General features: G+C 48.3%; 13 protein-coding genes. 4 read left to right on the forward strand and 9 right to left on the reverse strand.

What is annotated here, in order from left to right:
* Positions 1-80: 80 nt before the first annotated feature.
* Complete coding sequence (locus QZ157_RS03955) at positions 81-839, reverse strand: polysaccharide deacetylase family protein (protein WP_295142093.1); 759 nt, start codon at positions 837-839, stop codon at positions 81-83.
* Positions 829-2,172 (reverse strand): hypothetical protein, encoded by a 1,344-nt coding sequence (locus QZ157_RS03960; protein ID WP_295142096.1) that lies wholly within the window; start codon positions 2,170-2,172, stop codon positions 829-831. Before QZ157_RS03960 ends, QZ157_RS03955 begins: the two co-directional genes overlap by 11 nt.
* 162 nt (positions 2,173-2,334) lie before the next feature.
* Here QZ157_RS03960 and QZ157_RS03965 point away from each other — a divergent pair, with 162 nt between their 5' ends.
* Complete coding sequence (locus tag QZ157_RS03965) at positions 2,335-3,624, forward strand: lipopolysaccharide heptosyltransferase family protein (RefSeq protein ID WP_295142099.1); 1,290 nt, start codon at positions 2,335-2,337, stop codon at positions 3,622-3,624.
* Here QZ157_RS03965 and QZ157_RS03970 read toward each other — a convergent pair.
* From QZ157_RS03970 to QZ157_RS03985, 4 genes are read right to left on the reverse strand one after another with little or no spacing between them, the layout of a single operon-like run.
* Positions 3,572-4,759 carry a glycosyltransferase family 4 protein gene (locus tag QZ157_RS03970; RefSeq protein ID WP_295142102.1) on the reverse strand — a complete coding sequence of 396 codons (1,188 nt, stop codon included), beginning with the start codon at positions 4,757-4,759 and terminating at the stop codon, positions 3,572-3,574. The two genes, QZ157_RS03965 and QZ157_RS03970, sit on opposite strands and share 53 nt — an antisense overlap.
* Entirely contained in the window at positions 4,756-5,829 is a 1,074-nt protein-coding gene (locus tag QZ157_RS03975) for a glycosyltransferase family 9 protein (RefSeq protein ID WP_295142105.1), read from the reverse strand. The genes QZ157_RS03970 and QZ157_RS03975 overlap by 4 nt, the downstream gene beginning before the upstream one ends.
* A complete protein-coding gene (locus tag QZ157_RS03980) occupies positions 5,816-6,868 on the reverse strand; it encodes a glycosyltransferase family 4 protein (RefSeq protein ID WP_295142108.1) in 1,053 nt (350 codons plus the stop codon). The genes QZ157_RS03975 and QZ157_RS03980 overlap by 14 nt, the downstream gene beginning before the upstream one ends.
* Positions 6,865-7,797 (reverse strand): glycosyltransferase family 9 protein, encoded by a 933-nt coding sequence (locus QZ157_RS03985; protein ID WP_295142111.1) that lies wholly within the window; start codon positions 7,795-7,797, stop codon positions 6,865-6,867. Before QZ157_RS03985 ends, QZ157_RS03980 begins: the two co-directional genes overlap by 4 nt.
* 133 nt (positions 7,798-7,930) lie before the next feature.
* On the opposite strand from QZ157_RS03985, the gene QZ157_RS03990 reads away from it, so the two are divergent.
* Both QZ157_RS03990 and QZ157_RS03995 read left to right on the forward strand, forming a co-directional pair.
* Entirely contained in the window at positions 7,931-8,962 is a 1,032-nt protein-coding gene (locus tag QZ157_RS03990; protein WP_295142114.1) for a glycosyltransferase family 4 protein, read from the forward strand.
* 28 nt (positions 8,963-8,990) lie between these two features.
* Positions 8,991-10,127, forward strand: coding sequence for a glycosyltransferase family 9 protein (locus QZ157_RS03995; protein ID WP_295142229.1), 1,137 nt, complete (start codon positions 8,991-8,993; stop codon positions 10,125-10,127).
* Between the two features lie 703 nt (positions 10,128-10,830).
* Here the strand turns inward: QZ157_RS03995 and QZ157_RS04000 are convergent.
* From QZ157_RS04000 to QZ157_RS04010, 3 genes are read right to left on the reverse strand one after another with little or no spacing between them, the layout of a single operon-like run.
* On the reverse strand, positions 10,831-12,219 hold the full coding sequence (locus QZ157_RS04000) for a CAP domain-containing protein (RefSeq protein ID WP_295142116.1): 1,389 nt from the start codon (positions 12,217-12,219) through the stop codon (positions 10,831-10,833).
* Positions 12,220-12,238: 19 nt separating this feature from the next.
* A complete protein-coding gene (gene pckA / locus QZ157_RS04005) occupies positions 12,239-13,816 on the reverse strand; it encodes a phosphoenolpyruvate carboxykinase (ATP) (protein WP_295142118.1) in 1,578 nt (525 codons plus the stop codon).
* Between the two features lie 18 nt (positions 13,817-13,834).
* Positions 13,835-15,655 (reverse strand): biotin/lipoyl-containing protein, encoded by a 1,821-nt coding sequence (locus QZ157_RS04010; protein WP_295142121.1) that lies wholly within the window; start codon positions 15,653-15,655, stop codon positions 13,835-13,837.
* Between the two features lie 109 nt (positions 15,656-15,764).
* Here QZ157_RS04010 and QZ157_RS04015 point away from each other — a divergent pair, with 109 nt between their 5' ends.
* Positions 15,765-16,766 carry a hypothetical protein gene (locus QZ157_RS04015; RefSeq protein ID WP_295142123.1) on the forward strand — a complete coding sequence of 334 codons (1,002 nt, stop codon included), beginning with the start codon at positions 15,765-15,767 and terminating at the stop codon, positions 16,764-16,766.
* The last annotated feature ends 502 nt before the right edge of the window (positions 16,767-17,268 follow it).

Consider the following 17,268-nt stretch of genomic DNA (forward strand, 5'->3'; position numbering starts at 1 on the left):
CCGCGCGAAATTACGTCCATTATTTCGCGCCTCTCAAATTTGGGCCAAATTTTAGCTAGACTAGTCAAAATACCCAAATTTTACTTCTTTATCTTCGAGTATATCCCGCCCAAAATGTCGTTTTGATAGATAAAAAGCGTGCGTTTTAGCCATGCGGCGTCCTTTTTGGCGGCGATGCGCTTGATAGCCGATAGGTCGCCGTCTGGCCTATTTATACCTCGCTGCGTCGTAAAAAACGCCTCGTAACCGGCCTGCCTAGCTAGACGGATCAAATTTTCGTCGTATTTGCCGCGAGGCCAGCACAAAATTTTATCCTCGATGCCCAAATTTGCGAGCATAAACTCGCGGCACCGAGCGAAATTTTCCTCAGGCGGGAGCGCGCCAAAATACTCGTCAAAATGCGTATGCGTATGCGAGTGAAAGTCAAAAATGTCCCGCATCGCAGCTATCTCGTCAAGACTCAAAAATACGTCCTGCGGACGCTGGGGCGCTGCTTTTTTGTATTCGGAGTGAGTTAGCTCGATAAACTCGCCCCGCCGCATGCTCGCGCGCTCTATCCACTGCGTCACTAAAAAAACGCTCGCCCGCAGCCCAAACTCGCGCAAGATAGGGTAGGCGTAAACGTAATTATCCTTCCAACCGTCGTCAAAGGTTATGAGGACGCTTTTTTTAGGCACGGCTAGCTCGCCCTTTTTATAGGCGATAAATTCGCTCATCGTAAGCGTTTTATAGCCCGCCTCTGCCAAAAACCGCATCTGCGAGGCAAAGTCCTCTGCGCTAGAAGCGATAAATCCGCCCTTTTTTAAAACGTGATGATACATCAAAACGCTAACGCTCAACGCCGCCTCCTTTAGCTCCCGCCCGCGAATTTGCCGCCAGTAAGACGAAAAATCCTAGCATATAAAACATATAAAGTATGCGTAAATTTATCGCCTCAAACAGCCCGCGCACGCCAAAATAACACACTAGCGAGATAAAAATCGCAGCAAAAAGCAGCTCGCGCGAGCGCAGAAAATGCCTAAACGCATACGCCAAAAGCGAAACAAAACCGCCCAGTAGCAGCGCCGTACCGATCGCGCCGTAGTAGTAGTAATGCCCGATAAAAAACGGCTCGTCGTTAAACCAGTACCGCTCGCCGTTTGGCCTCGTCTGCATCATCGAGATCTGTGCGCCCTTGTCCGCCTCGTCTCGCAAAAATGCGTCGTACTGCTCCTTGCCGTATCCAAGCCCCGTTAGCGCGCGCGGACTAGCAAAAAGCAGCGGCAAGCGCTCCTTTAAAATCAAATCGCGCCCCGAGCTAAAGCCCGCACCCGCTATACGCTCTCTCATGCTCTCGTTTTCGAGGTTTGCCTCGCTCACTAGCCCGATCTGGAAAAATTTATACATCGCCGTGGGCGAACTCAAAACCGCCGACGACGCGCCCGCGACGCAAACGGCGAAGATAACGGCAAAGAGTTTAAATTTACGTTTCGCTTCGCCGCCTAAGATATACAAACAAAAACCAAACATAATAAAACAAGCCAGCATCGCTCCCCAGCTGCCCCTAACGCCGCTCAAAATATCAAGCCCTACGGCCGCCAGACAAAGCGCGCCGCACGAAACTCGCGCCCAAAGCGGCCTAAAAATAAAAACTCCCGCCAACGCAAAAGGCAAAAATCTATCCACGTAGTCCGCGTACGCTCGGCGCACGACTCGCGAGTCAAATTCGCCCGCGCTGCCAAGCCTCTCAAACTCGCTAAAAAGCGGCGCGGCGTAGTAGATGCTAATAACCGCAAAGGCCGCTATCAGCGCGTAAAAAAATAATTTTGCTTGAGCGGTCTCGCCGTTTGCCGCGACGTAGACGATGAGCAAAAAAGCAAATCCGCGCCCAAACTCGCCCGCAGCGTTGCCCAGCGAATCAAACTGCGGCGCGTAGGGAAAGGCGGAGATCAAAAACGCGTAAAAGGTGAATGCGATAAGGCAAAACGCGGGCGAGCGAGAAAGGCTGAAATTTACCCCGACCCTTGCGGCAAATCGCGTCCTATCGGTAAAATAAAGCCAGATCGCGCATACGAGCGCAAGATAAAGCGAGATGTTTTTCGCCGCCGTCATACGCGGAACGTGCTCGCAAGCGATAAAAACGCAAACGAGGTATAAAGCGGCGTTTTGTAGGCGGTTTTGTAGCTTCGTCATTTTCTCCCTTAAATTTAAAGCGCCCATTATAACGATAAAATCATTAAAATCCAGTAAGCGATTTTTAGTCGAATTTTAGCCCGCGCGCTCTCAAAAAAGTCCGTAAATTTATAAATTTATGCTAAATTTAGGCTAAATTTTTACAGAATAAAGGCCAAAATTTTGATATATTTTCTCATATATTTGCTGATTTACCCATATCTTTTTACGATAAAAAAGCTAAAATTTAAAGGCGCAAAAGGCAAAATTTTACTCATACAAACCGCTAAAATCGGCGACTACGCAAACTCGGCCGTGATCTTTGAAAAGCTGGGCAAATTTGATGTACTCATCGACGAGATAAACCTAGCCTTCGCAAAGCACGACAGCCGAATAGAAAAAATATTTACGATAAACGGCGTAAAACGCAAAAAAACCTCAAAAATAGGGCTCGCGCTCGAGCTTTTTTCGCACAACTACGAGAGCGTCTACGTGCTGATGCCAAACAGTCTAAATCTCTTTTTAGCGCGCTGCACGCTGGCTAAAAACATCGTCGCCGTGCACCACTACGCAGCATCTAGCGACTTTGCCCTGCTGGCGCTCGGTATGAAAAAAGTGCTGCATACTCTAAATGATCTCACGCTACTAACCTACCTAAAAACGGTCGGCATTAGCGAACTAAAATATGAAAAATGCTTGCAAAAACCGCTTTTTACCCCGCAAGAAAATCTAATAAAAAGCGACAAATTTAAGATTGGCGTGAGCCTAAGCGCGGGCAATAAAATGAAAACGCCTACAAAAAAGACTTGGGAAAAAATATTTGAAATTTTCGCTAAATTTGACTGCGAGGTTTACATTTTCGGCGTCGGCGAGGAGGCTACTCTGCTAAAAAACCTGCTCGCGCAAAATGCGGACCAAAAGCAGGCAAAAAATCCTAGCGATAGGCAATTTTGTGCGGATTTGGCCGCTAGCGATACGATCGAAATTTACGGCGGCCTTAAAAATACAAACGAAAAGCATACAAAAGCTCAAATTTGCAGCCAAAACGGCACCGGCGGCGAGTCAAATTTAAGCTCGCAAATTTGCGATATTTACGTGAAAAGATTTGGCGAAAATGAGCTAAAAATCATCTCCTTAATCGATAAAATCAAGCTTGAGGGGCTGCCGTTTTACCTCTCGCAGATGCAGCTTTACGCAAGCTCCGATACCGGCAACTACTACGTCGCAGATAGCGTGCGCACGCCCACGATCTGCCTGATGGGGCCCTGCTTTGCTAGCGAGCAAAGAGGCGTCGCCGACTCGCTCGTCATAAACTCGCATTTATCGCCCGTTAGCTCCGTGTTTAAAACCGTACGCGATATCGACGCGAGCGCGTTTTTCGAGCTTAGCGAGCAAAATCTCGCAGACATCGAGGCCTTCGTCAAAGCTCGCTATATATCCTATCTATCCCGCGAAGATAATTTTCTATGCTAAATGCCTTTATAACGGCATCGTCGGGGCTTTTTGAGGCTGGCTTACGCAAGCTCTCAAAGCAGACTAAAAGCGCGTCCGAGCTTCTTTGAACTATAAAAAAATCTTGCTTTTTTGAGGAGATTTCATAAATCTCCCTTATGACGGCGATGTCCGAATACACGACGCCAAGCCCGCAACCAAGCGCCTCGATGACGACTCTAGGTAGTCCCTCATCACTGGAAAATCCAAGCACGTAGTCGCACGCGGCATAAATCTCGTCCATCTTGGAAACAAAGCCTAAATACTCGGCCTTACCTGATTTTATCAGCGCGTCAAATTTGGCTTTCGCGTCCGCCTTTAGCTCGCCTCCGCCTGCAAAATAGACCTTTACATCGCTTCTTTTTAGCCCCACAAGCGCGTCAAAAACGAGCTCGTGACCTTTAAGCGTCAAGAAATTTGCAGGCATTACGATATTTATTTTTTCGGCGTCAAATTTGGCTTTTAGAGTGCCGTTTTTATCGTCGCCGCTATTTTTTAAATTTGACCGAGAACGGCTCAAATTTTCGCTCGCCTCAGATTTTTCCCGCTTTAAAACTGGCGCCTCTACGGGATTATAAACCACGTTTTTAGGCATATTTATCTGCGCGGCATAAAATTCGTAAGTCGCGTTTGAAACGCAAACGGGCGTAAATTTTAGCTGCTTTAAAATCTCAAGCTTAAAGGACTCGACGGCCGAGTTTTTGCGCAAGTGCTGCACTACCGCGATATTTAGGGCGTTTGCGGCGGCGATATAAGCAAGATTGGTTGAAAAATGATTGTTTAAATGCACTACGTCTGGCCGCACCTGCCGCAGCAAGCAAAGCGCGTAGTCGTAGTCTTTTTTATAAAGGTATTTTGCCAAAATTTGCCCGCCCAGCGCGCGTAAAAGCTCTTTTTTTAGCTTTGAGGGCTGCTTTTTGGGCGCAAATTTTATAAATTTAGCTCCGGTTTCTTCTATGATTTGCGAGATTTTGCGTCCGCCCGTTTCGTAATCGGTCTCGAAAAATGCGCAAAGCTCGCACTTTTGCTGCGCGGCAAGTTCCCGCAAAAGATACAAAAAACTCTTCGTCCCGCCGCCGTATTCGCGCCCCGTATCGACGAACAAAATCTTTTTCAAATCATTTCCTTTAGCATCTCCCAGACCTCGCGTGCCTCGATTTGCAGCATGCACTCCTGAAATTTGCAGTTTTTACCGACGCAAGGAGAACAGGTGCGCGGCTTTTTGATAAATTTATGGATATTTTCGTCAAAATCGGGATTTGAGTTTACGGGCGAAGCGACTGCAAAAAGCCCGATCGTAGGCGTTTTTAGCGCAGCTGCGACATGTAGCGGACCGGTATCGGGCGTGACAAGCACATCAAGCCTAGCTATCAGCGCGGCAGCCTCTCGCAGACTAAATTTACCCGCCGCATCTATCACGTGCGCGCTTCTTAACTCCTCGTCTAACTGCGCGGTCATCGCTCGCTCGGCGGGGCTGCCCGTTAGCACGATGACGGCGTCCGTGCGCTCCAAAATAATTCCCGCCAGCTCCCGCCAACGCTGCCAAAACCACTGCCTGGAAACCGTGCTAGCCCCCATCTGAAAGCCGATAAATTTGCGTTTGCCGTCTTTTTTTAGCATTTCATCGACGCGGGCGAAATCCTCATCGCGCAGATACAAATTTAGCCTCGTGTCGCGACTTTTGATGCCTACGAATTTAAGCTGCTCGAGGCGGTTTAGCACTACGTACCTCTCATCTCCGTAAGGCTCGGGCGCATTTGAGTGAAAGGGGCTAAATTTATTGCCGGCATTTGGCAGCTTAAAGACGTATTTTGCGCCGCTTAAAACGGCTAGCGGCGTAGCCTGCGGCTCGTTTGAGTGCAGGATAAAAACTATGTCGGGTTTTATCTTTTTTAGCTGCGATAAAGCGCGCAAAAAGCCGCCTTTTTTGCCGTCGTAAAGTAAAATTTCGTCAACATTCGGATCTGTTTTAAAAAGCGGCGCGGTAGATGGATTTAGCAGGGCGACAGTGCGAACGTGCGGGAAATTTTGCCGAAAGACGCGAAAAATCGGCGTGTTAAAAATCGTATCGCCAAGCGCGGTGTTACTAAAAAAACAGACCGTTTGGACGGGCTGCGTAACCAGCTGCGTTTTGCGCACGCTTTTAAATCGCAAAATGAGCCGCGCCGCGCTCTCAAAGAGCCTCATACATCGCTTCCGTCTGCGCAACCATCGTCTCTATCGAGAAGTTTCGCACGATAAATTCCCTCGCGTTCGCGCTAAATTTCGCCCGAAGCGCAGCGTCTTCTATCAGCGTTTTTAGAGCCGCTTTGAGCGATTCTTTATCGCCGTTTTTAAACAAAAGCCCCGTTTCGCCGCTACTTATCGCCTCGCCGATGCCGCCCGCGTCGCTACCGATGCAAGGCACTCCGCATGACTGCGCTTCAAGCAGCGCCGTACCTAGCGCCTCCATCTTTGATGGCAGCACGAAAACGTCAAAACTACCCAAAAACTCGCTCACGTCGGTGCGGGAACCTAGCATATAGATGTTTGGAGTCTTAATTTTTTTTAGATTTTCTTCCTGCGGACCGTCGCCGACCACGACTAAAGCGGCGTTTGGTAGATTTAGCTCGCTAAAAGCCTCAAATAATAGCTGATGATTTTTCGCCGCGCGCAAGACCGCTACGATACCCACTACAACGCAGTCCGCGCTCAAATTTAGCTCCGCTTTTATATCTTTGGTGAAATTTGGATTAAACCGCGCCGTATCCACGCCGGTGTAGATAACGTCTATCAAATTTCCCCGCACGCCCTGCGAGACGAGCTGGGCTTTTACGGCGTTTGAGACGGCTACGATTTTATCGTTTACGTTGTAGCTAAATGCCGACCTGATCGGCGTTTGCAGGTGTCTGGTGCGCACGACCTTAGCGCCCGTTAGCTTTGCTACGATCGCTCCGATGTTGCCGTCTTTGCCCGAGTGCGTTGCGATGATCGAAATCTTCTTTTCGCGCACGAAACGGCAAATTTTAAAAATTTCAAAAATATTATAGACCTTGCTTAGGTTAAATTCTACAAACTCGCAATCAATAGGCTTTTCAAAGCTTTTTGAGCCTGGATTTAGCGCGTAAAATACCTTAAATTTATCCTTATTTAGCCCGTTTATGACGCGCTGCGTGCGGTGCTCCTGACCGCCGAAACCCAGCGAGCTTTCAAGCTCTAAGATATTTATTTTATCTGTTTTTTTCATATATTTTTGACCGCCTCGTAGATTTCCTCGTCCGTCACGTCCTGCGCCCTTTTGCTTTCACTTTGCAGCACGGCACACTCCGCGCCGCCGTAAATGGGAGCCCAGCGAGCGGCGTCCGTTTTACCAAGCACGAGCACCGTTTTTACCCCAAGCGCCGGAGCTAGGTGCGCTACGCCGCCGTCAAGCGTTAGGACAAATTTAGTCGCCCAGATATAGCCGGCTAGCTCGTCTAAATTTTTAGTCGCGGCAAACTCCACGCCCGCTTCTTGCGCTACTTTTTCGCCAAATTTTACGTCCTCCGCACTAACGGCGACGCGTCCGAAATTTTGCTTTAAAAACGCTAAAATCCGTAAAATTTTAGCCTCGTCCATGCGGTTTTGCTCCACTCTCGAAGAGATATGAAAAAATACGAAATCCTTAAATTTCTCGCTTTTAAAGCTCGGTACGTAAAGCGTCTTTTCTCCGTCAAATTTCGCCCCCAGCGGCGCTACTAGCTCGCAGCAAAGTAGCACCTCGTGAGGCGGAGTATTAAAATTTAATCTATGTGTTATTAATGCACTGCCCTCGTTTTGCTTTGCTGCGCCTATCGTCGTTTTAGCTGCGGCGGCTCTAGCAAATATCGCGGCAGAGGGCGAATAGGCACTCCTAAAAATCACCGTCGCATCGTATTTTTCACGGCGAATTTGAAGCAAAATTTTACATTTTCCCCAAAACGCCCGCACCTTTGCCGCCGCTCCTTTTACGTGCTTTGGTTTAGTGTAGATATAGATTTTATTTAAAAATGGATTGCCGCGAACGACGCATGCGTTTAGGCTGTTTACTACGATATCTATCTGCGCGTGCAGATGAGCTTTTCGCAGCGCTTCAATCGCCGGCGTCGTGCAGATGAGATCGCCGATGTTATCGTTTCTAACGAGCAAAATTTTCACGATTTTCCTTTTTTGGCGCGATTATACCTATTTTACGCTTATACTTCTTTACGCCCGCATCCGTCGCCCACTAGGCATAACCTAAAATTCATCAAAAAACTTATAAAATACCGCTAAATTTTAAAAGGCGAACATGAAAAAAATAGTATTTTTAAGGCTCGATCTGGACGCTATCGGCGGGGCGCAGAGATATCTTTCAAGGCTCGTTAAAGCCCTAAAAGACTCGGGCGTTGCGTGCGAGACTCGCGGATTTAACGGTAGCAAAAAGCTAAGCTCGTGGATCAAAGCCCTGCTTTTTAACTCGCAGGCAAAGCGGCAAAAGGGCGCGGACGAGATTTATTTTAGCTTAGAGCGCATCACTTGCGCCGACATCTACCGCGCGGGTGACGGCGTGCACAAAGTCTATATGAAAACCAAGCCGTTTTGGTTTGTAAACCCGCTAAATTTCGTCATTCCGTACCTTGAAAAGCGCACTTTTAAAAATACCAAAAAAATCATCGCCAACTCAAATTTTATAAAGCGCCAAATTTGCGAAACCTACGGCATCGCCGAGGAAAAGATCGCAGTCGTCTATAACGGCGTAAATTTGCCTACTCGCGTGCAAAAAGGCTCGGCAAAGCTCGCTCTTTGCGAGGAATTCGGACTTGATTTTCACCTACCGACGCTGCTGTTTGTGGGAAGCGGCTTTAAACGCAAGGGCGTGAGCGAGTTTTTACGCATCGCAGCTCGCCTAAAAACGCGGGTAAACTGCCTAATCGTCGGCCGCGACAAAAACGCCGCCCGCTACAAAAATCTAGCCAAGGAACTCGGCCTAAACGCCGTATTTACGGGCGCGCAAAAAAGCGCGGCGAGATTTTACGAAGGTAGCGAGCTGTTTTTGTTTCCGACGGCGTACGAGCCGTTTTCAAACGTCGTTTTAGAGGCGCTTAGCTACGGCTGCGTCGCTATCACGACCGCTCAAAACGGCGCGGCGGAGATATTGCCCGAGGAGTTTGTGATGAGCTCGCCGCAAGACTACGACATCTGCGATCTGATCGACGAGATACTAAACGACGACGAGCGGCTAGCAGCGCTGCAAGAGCGAAATTTAGCGCTTGCTAGCGAGTTTAACATCGAAAAAAACGCGAGCGCGACGCTGGAGATCATACGTGCGAATCTTGATTGAGCTGCCGACCTGGCTGGGCGACGCCGTGATGGCGAGCGCCGCGGTGGAGGCTATCGCAAAGCACGCGGCGGCGTTTGACGCAGGAAATTCGACGGGCAAATTTGAGGACCTGGGCGAGCGAGACTTTAGCTTTTCATCCCAAAATTTTGGCCCTGTAACGCAAGAAATTCAAATTTTTACAAACAGTGCGGAAAATTTGAGCGATAAATTTGACGCGGAAGACAGCGCAAATTTGACGGCAAACGCGCAAAAAAATCAAAATCCGCAAAATTTTAAAAAAGATGCACGAGGGCCCGTAAAAATCGTATTTTTCGGCTCGTTTGCGGCGTGCGAGCTTTTTAAGGCCCACCCAAACTGCGAACGCGTCATCGTGGATAGCAGCAAAAAGGCTAAATTTAGGCTCTGGCGGCTATTTTGGCAGGCAAGAAGTCTGGGCAAATTTGACGCAGCGTTTAGCTTTAGAAGCTCGTTTGCGAGTAAAATTTTACTTTTCGGAGCGCAGGCGCAGCAAAAATTTATTTTCCAAAAGAGCAACGATAGCGCGCATCAGGTGCAAAAATACCTAAAATTCGTCAAATCAGCGTTAAATTTAAAACGCGCGGACGACGGGCTAAAGCTGTACTTTGAGCCGCGTAAATTTGATGCTCCCGTACTCGGGCTAAATCCAGGCGCTAGCTACGGAAGCGCCAAACGCTGGTATCCGGCGTACTTCGCGCAGGTAGCGCTGCATTTTAAAGATAAATTTAAGATTATGATTTTTGGCGGCGCGGGCGAGCGGGATATGTGCGAGCAGATCGAGCAAATTTTACGCGAAAACGGCGCGACGTGCAAAAATCTAGCTGGCAAAACGAGCGTGCGCGAGCTTTGCGAAAATATCGGCGGTATCTGGCGAAGCGGCGGGATATTCGTCACGAACGATAGCGGCCCGATGCATATCGCAGCAGCCTACAAGACGCCTACGATCGCGCTTTTTGGACCGACGAGATTTACGCAGACCTGTCCGTGGCGCAATGAAAACGCTCGCATCCTACACCTAAATTTAGAGTGCATGCCGTGTATGAAGCGCGTCTGTCCGCTAAAAACCCACGCCTGTATGAAAGACCTCTCGCCGCAAGCCGTCATCCAAACGATCGAGCGAGAGTTTATTAAAAAACGTGAAAAATAAATTTATAAAAATAGAAAATTGCGTTTTAACTCTGCTTTTAATCGGCGCTTCGTTATTTTAGCGCTAAAGCGTCGCGATACTTATAAAAGAGCGGTTCTATATAACTAAAACGTCAAAAGCAAGCCGCCCAAATTAATAAAATTCTCAAGATTTCGCATTAATTTAGAAGCAACAAAAAGTAAAGTTATCGCTAACGGACTCGGTTATTTTCTTTGATATTTAAACGGTAGATACTTGAAGATTTTTGAAACGACCGCGTAAATTCGAGTTTTAAAAATAAAAAATTCGTATCGGTATATTCATAGATTTAATTATTTTTAAATGCACATATACTAACTTTATCAAAACCAAAATACCCGCACATAGTTTTACGGCGAAATTCGCCTCGCGCATGCCGTTTGTCGCCTTTAGTTTGCCGTAGCGTATTTTTCGCAGATCTTGATTTTTAAATTATATTGTTTACGAGCCGATTTCGTATCCGCGGCTCGCCTACGGCTTACTGAAGCTAATCCCAGGTCATAACCGCCTGGTTTGATTTGCGTCCATTTTTGCCACATTCGCAAGGTTGGCTTATCGTAAACGCCGTGGCATATTTTGCGATTTTTCCAAAATTAGCCGAAAATAGCCGACTTAGAGTCGCGATTTGATTAATCGCCGTAAAAAATAAGAGATTTATTAAGATTACGCTAAGCTGTAGCTAATCCTACCGCCTCATCTTTCTGCCGATTAGCGCAAAAATCACGATCACGCCGGCAATCATCAGCCCAGCCTTGACGTAAAACGCCCTCCTCTCGCGCACGGCTTCTGGCGAGCTGGTTTTGAGTCGCACCTTGACGCTAGTGCTGCCCGCCGTTATGCTTAGCGTATCGCCGGCCATGCCCTTTAGCTTCACGCTTAGCGTGTTCGTGCCGCTTTGTTTTATTTGCGCTTCGGCAAAACCGGAGACCTTATAAACATAGCGCGTCATTAGGTCGTTGCAGTCTTTGGGGCGGAAAAATATCTCGTAGGTCTTATCCGCATCCACGCCCAGCACGTCGCCGTCACGCGCGTCAAAATACGGATTTTGCGGAGTTTTGGTTTTAAAGCTCCATTTTATCTGCTTTACCTGCGCGCCAGTGCTTTGGGCGTTTGCTTGCTCGTAGCTAAAAACCGCCTCGTACTGCACGCCGAAGTCAAAAACCTCGCGCGAAAAAACCGCAAACTGCCCTTTGCTAAATTTAGAATTTACGTCATTTTTACTCGTGATGACGTGCAAATTTTGAAGTTTTCGCCCGTCTTTAAATATCTCAAAATCCTTAAATTTTATCTCGCCCACATTTGCGTTAAACTCGATGCTAACGGGATTTGCCGTGATCTTGCACTCGGGGAAGGGATCTGGGATCTCGCCGCTAAAATATGGCGTCACGGCAGTGGCGTCGGGAAATTTAACGAAAGACTTGCTGGAGCCGGTGAAATTATCAAATTTAGCGTCTTTTATTTTTAGATTTTTATCGGCGCAGACGTTGGTATAAAACCGCCCCGCGCCCGTATCGCTCGCACCTCTAGAGCAAAAGGCGTTAAGGCGCGAGTTGCCCATTTCAAAGACGAAGGTATTAAATTTATCCTTAGACGCAAGCGCGTAGCCGACCTCATCGACGCTCAAATTTAAAAACGCGAATCGGTGATATATCGCCGAAAATAGCCCGTCCACCGCCTCTTTAAAGTCGTTTTTATAAGCGATGTTTTCAAGCACTAGAGTTGATTTGTAGCCCACGGCTAGAGCTCTGTCGGCCGGAGTCGCGCCGCTAAATTTAGCCCGTCCGGCCGTCTCGTCGTGCCCCATGTATTCGTTTTGAGCGCTATAGTCGGCATGGTTTTTGGCGGCTTGGCTTAAAATTTGATTTTGTCTTAGGCTGGAGAGTCCGGAGCCTCGGCGGTACTCATTTAGATACGCGACTGCATCGGAGTCCGGAACGAAAGAAAACTCGGGCTGCTTGGCGGACTTTAGCACGGAATCTTTACCCTGCCCGCCCAAGATATCGCAACCCGCAAGAAAAAAGGCGCAGGCTAAAAGGCTAAATTTAAGCCCGCGTTTTACAGAGTAAAATTTCAAATCCTGCGCCCTTTTAAATTTAAGCCTTAGGGCCTGCTTTTGCGTATTCTACGCCCTCTTTTACGTCCTCGTAGCGTTTAAAATTCGCCTCAAACATACCCGCTAGTTTATCGCGAGTCGCGATGTATTCGTCCTTGTTCTCCCACGTGTTGATCGGATTTAGCAGCTTCGTCTCGACGCCCGCAAGCTCTTTTGGGATCGCGAGGTTAAATTTTTCAAAATTTTCAAATTCGCACTTTTTGATACTGCCGTCTAGGATCGCATTTATGCACGCGCGCGTGGCTTTTATGCTCATTCGCTTGCCCACGCCGTACGCGCCGCCGCTCCAGCCTGTGTTTACGAGATAGACGCTGACGCCATGTTTGTCGATCTTTTCGCCCAGCAGCTTAGCATAAACGGTCGGATGCAGCGGCATAAACGGCTCGCCAAAGCACGCGCTAAAAGTCGCCACAGGCTCGGTGATACCGCGCTCGGTGCCTGCGACTTTGGCCGTATAACCGCTTAGGAAATAATACATCGCCTGCTCTTTGGTTAGCTTTGCGACCGGAGGCAAAACGCCGAATGCGTCGGCGGTTAGGAAGATTATGTTTTTCGGATGGCCGCCTGCGGAGCTTGGCTCGTAGTTATCGATATGATAGATCGGGTAGCTGACGCGGGTGTTTTCGGTCTTGCTGCCGTCTTTGTAGTCCACGACGCCAGCCTCATCCGCGACCACGTTTTCAAGCAATGCGTCGCGCTTGATCGCGGCGTAAATTTCAGGCTCGCTGCTCGGGTCTAAATTTATACACTTCGCGTAGCAGCCGCCTTCGAAGTTAAATATCCCCTCATCGTCCCAGCCGTGCTCATCATCGCCGATTAGCTTGCGGTTTGGATCGGTCGAGAGCGTCGTTTTACCAGTGCCGCTTAGGCCGAAAAATAGCGCCGTGTCGCCATCTTTGCCCACGTTTGCGGAGCAGTGCATACTTAGCTTGCCCTCAAGCGGCAGCCAGTAGTTCATCATAGAAAAAATTCCCTTTTTCATCTCGCCGCCGTACCACGTGCCGCCGATAACCGCGACGTTTTCCTCGACGTTAAAGATAACGAAAACGTCGGAGTTTAGCCCCTGCTCTTTGCACTCTTCGTTTTTGCATTTGCACGCGTTGTAAACGACGAAATCGGGATGAAATTCCGCGAGCTCGCTCTCGCTTGGACGGATGAACATATTTTTAACAAAATGCGCCTGCCACGCGACTTCGGTTACGAAACGAACCGATTTTTTGCTCTTTTCGCTCGCGCCGCAAAATGCGTCTTGGATAAAGATTTCCTTGCCGCTTAATTGGGCTTTTGCCTTAGCTAAAAGCTTATCGAAAAGCTCTTTTGAGATAGGCTGATTTACCTTACCCCAAGCGATGTATTTTTGGCTCGGGTCTTGCTTTACGAAGTACTTATCTTTTGGGCTGCGACCCGTAAAGATGCCCGTATCGACCATAAAAGTGCCGTTACTTGACACGCGTCCCTCGCCCATCGCCTTTTCAAGCTCAAAAAGCTCGTCGTAGCTTAGGTTGTGGTTGATTTTTTTTATATCTTTAAGACCTAATTTTTCTATTTCGTTTACCATTTTTCTTCCTTTTTTAGATTAAATTTTCGCTAAAATTTGACCGTTTGCTACGGTTTGTCCCTGCTGTACCTCGATAGAGGTCACGAGCCCGTCTTTTGGGGCGTTTACGTCTATTTCCATCTTCATGGCCTCTAGCACGAACATCCTTTGTCCCTTTTTCACGCTATCGCCCACTGCGACCAGGATTTTAAACACGTTTCCGGGAAGCGTGCTTTTCACCGGCTCGCCGCTACCGCCGGTCGTTTTGGCCGGAGAGAGTTCAGGAGGCGGCATGTGCGCTACGCTTGCGGGTTTTACGCTTTTTATCTCGGCTTTGCCCTCAGCGTCCGCGACCTCGACGTCAAATTTCTTGCCGTTTACGGTGACGCTATATTTTTCGTTTATCGGAGTTTTCGCGCGAGGGGTCGGCGCGCTAGTTTCACACGCATTTGCGGATTTTTTTCGGATATTTACTTTGCCTTCGCCTTTTAAAAACGCGATGCCTTTTTCCTTGCACGCCGCAGCGATAAAGATATTTTCCTCGCTAGGCTCGATACCCTCTTTTTTAAGTAGCTCGCGCGTAAATTTAAGCGACTTGCTCTCGTCTTTGTCCGCGATATCCATGGCGTGTTCTTTAGTCGGTTTTAAGCTTAACTGCTCGCTAGCTAGCTTAACCACGCTCTTATCTGGCTCTACGGGCGTCTTGCCGAAGTAGCCTAGCACCATTTTACCGTAACCCTCGGCGATCTTTTTCCACGGGCCAAACATTACGTTATTAAACGCCTGCTGGAAATAAAACTGACTCACAGGCGTCACGCTCGTGCCGTAGCCGCCCTTTTGCACGACTTCGCGCATAGCAAGGATAACTTCTGGAAATTTATCCAAGATATTATTATCGCGCATCATTTGGGTATTTGCCGTTAGCGCGCCGCCTGGCATCGGGCTAAACGGTATGAGCGGGCTAACCTGCACAGCCTCTGGCGGCAGGAAATAGTCTTTCAAGCACTCATTTAGCACGCTTTCGTATTTTAAGATTTTCTCCACGTCAAGTCCGCCCAGATCGTAGTTTTTGCCCTTAACGGCATGTAGCATCGTTAGGATATCTGGCTGGCTGGTGCCGCCGCTAACCGGGCTTGCGGCTAGATCTATGCCGTCTGCGCCCGCTTCTAGAGCGGCCATATAGCAAGCGACGCTAACGCCTGCGGTTTCGTGAGTGTGGAGTCTGATGTGAGTGTTTTGCGGGAGGAGTTTTCGAGCCATTTTGATGGTCTCATATACTTTTTGCGGGCTAGAGGTGCCGCTGGCGTCTTTGAAACAAACGCTGTGATACGGGATGCCCGCGTCTAAAATTTCGCGCAAAATCCGCTCGTAAAACGCCACGTCGTGCGCGCCCGAACAGCCCGCGGGCAGATCCATCATCGTGACGACCACTTCGTGCTTTAGTCCGTGATGAGCGATACGCTCGCCCGAGTATTTTAAATTTTCCACGTCGTTTAGCGCGTCGAAGTTTCGTATCGTAGTCGTACCGTGCTTTTTAAAGAGCTTTGCGTGCAGATCGACTAGATCGCGGCTGCCCGTATCTAGCGTCACGGTATTTACGCCACGGCTTAGGGTTTGCAGGTTTGCCTCGGGCCCGACCGTTTCGCGAAATTTATCCATCATCGCAAACGCGTCTTCGTTTAAGTAAAAATAAAGGCTCTGAAATCGTGCCCCGCCGCCAAACTCAAAGTGCGTTATACCAGCCTCTTTAGCCGCGCTAACCGCGGGCAAAAAATCAGCCATCGCCACGCGCGCGCCGAAAACCGACTGAAAGCCGTCTCTAAAGGTAGTATCCATAACGTCTATAAATTTTTTCGCCATTTTGCCGCCTTGTCAAATTTCAAAATCGTGCTAATTTTACCTAGTTTTAGATTAAGTGGATATAATAAAATCAAAGCATTATCACAAAAATGTTTAACGAGGGGAGCAAATGCAAGAGCGCACGCTAGAAGAGCTTTATAAAAAGCTAAAAGAATTTGATAGATTAGCGGATAAAGAAGAGTTTTTGTTTGACGAGATAAGAGACGCCGTAGGAGCGCAGGATTTGGCGTTTGCCGCGCAAATTTGCGACTTTGTTTTAAACGACGATTTTGAAAAATTCGGCGCGTTTCTAAGAACCAGAGCGCTAATGTGGCTCACGGGCTACATCGCGCAAAATTTAAAAGAAAGCGAATACCCGAATTTTAACGACTTTACGGACTGCCTGTGGAAATTTAAATGGATCGTCTCGGGCGTCGCTCAAAGCTCCGTGATAGAAAAGGAGCTCATAGACGAGGCAAACGAAGCGATGCTGTTTTACTACGAGCGCATGGAGCTCTCGCTGGCTGCGTACTACAAGGCCTTGATGAATCAAAACATCGACATGGGCGATACTAGAGAGGCGAAGGCAAACTACGAGCTGTGGAAAAAGCTAGCCAAAGACGATATGGCCGACTGCGAGGCGTGCGAGGCATCGGGTGAGATCGCGTATTTAAATTTTGCCGGCGAGCACGCAGCGGCGCTGGAGCTTGCTGCACCGATACTCTCAGGCGAGCTAACCTGCGGCGAAGTGCCTCACACTACCTACGCGCCGATACTTTTTAGCATGATTAAAACAGGCAAGATAGAAGAGGCAAAAGCCCTGCTACCCAAGGCCGCGGCGACGATCGAGTCAAATCCTCGCGTCATAAACGAGATCGCGCCGCTAATCGAGATCGCCGTTAGGCTGGACGAGCGCGAGACGGCGCTAAATTTGGCGCGCAAGCACTCCGCGGCGATCCTTGATGGCAACGACGATCTAAACGACCTGCGATTTTTCATCGCTGTTAGCGCGTTTGGCGACGAGAACGACTACAAGATAGCTGTGGAGATAGCGGGCAAATTTGACGCCAGAAACGGCAATACCTACTACTCAGACTACCTGAACGAATTTTATGCGGAGTTTGGTTTTTAACTTTTGCTGGTTAAATTTTGCGGATAAATTCGGCAAATTTGACCAAGATGAATTCGCTAAATTTTACTCACCGAGACCCGCATCTTTAAGGTTCTAAATTTGGGTTTGTCAAATTTAGCGTCGCACTCTTAAATTTTTTAAACAAACATGATTGCTTGAAGTCGTCTTGTTTCTTTGTTATAAAGGAGGGGGGGGCTTGAATTACGCTCTGCTTGCAGTTGCGAGGCAAAGCCGAAGCAAAAGAGCTCCTTAGCGATTTATCTGTTTTTTTTCTTTGGGAGAGGAAGGGGTTTCTACTTACGAAGCGTCGCCCCTTCCTCTCCCATACCCTCTCCAACCCCACTGCACGTGAGATGTGGCGACATAGCTTTACTGACGCAAAGCGTCGCGAGCTTAGTAAATTTTGATGGAGTTAAATTTATAAATTTGACTTCAAATTTTAACGTAAAACGATAAGGCGAAGTATCTTGTGATGAATTTAAATGTTTTGCTTCCCTTGCGG

It is taken from the genome of uncultured Campylobacter sp. (genome assembly GCF_905372745.1).
Taxonomy (GTDB): domain Bacteria; phylum Campylobacterota; class Campylobacteria; order Campylobacterales; family Campylobacteraceae; genus Campylobacter_A.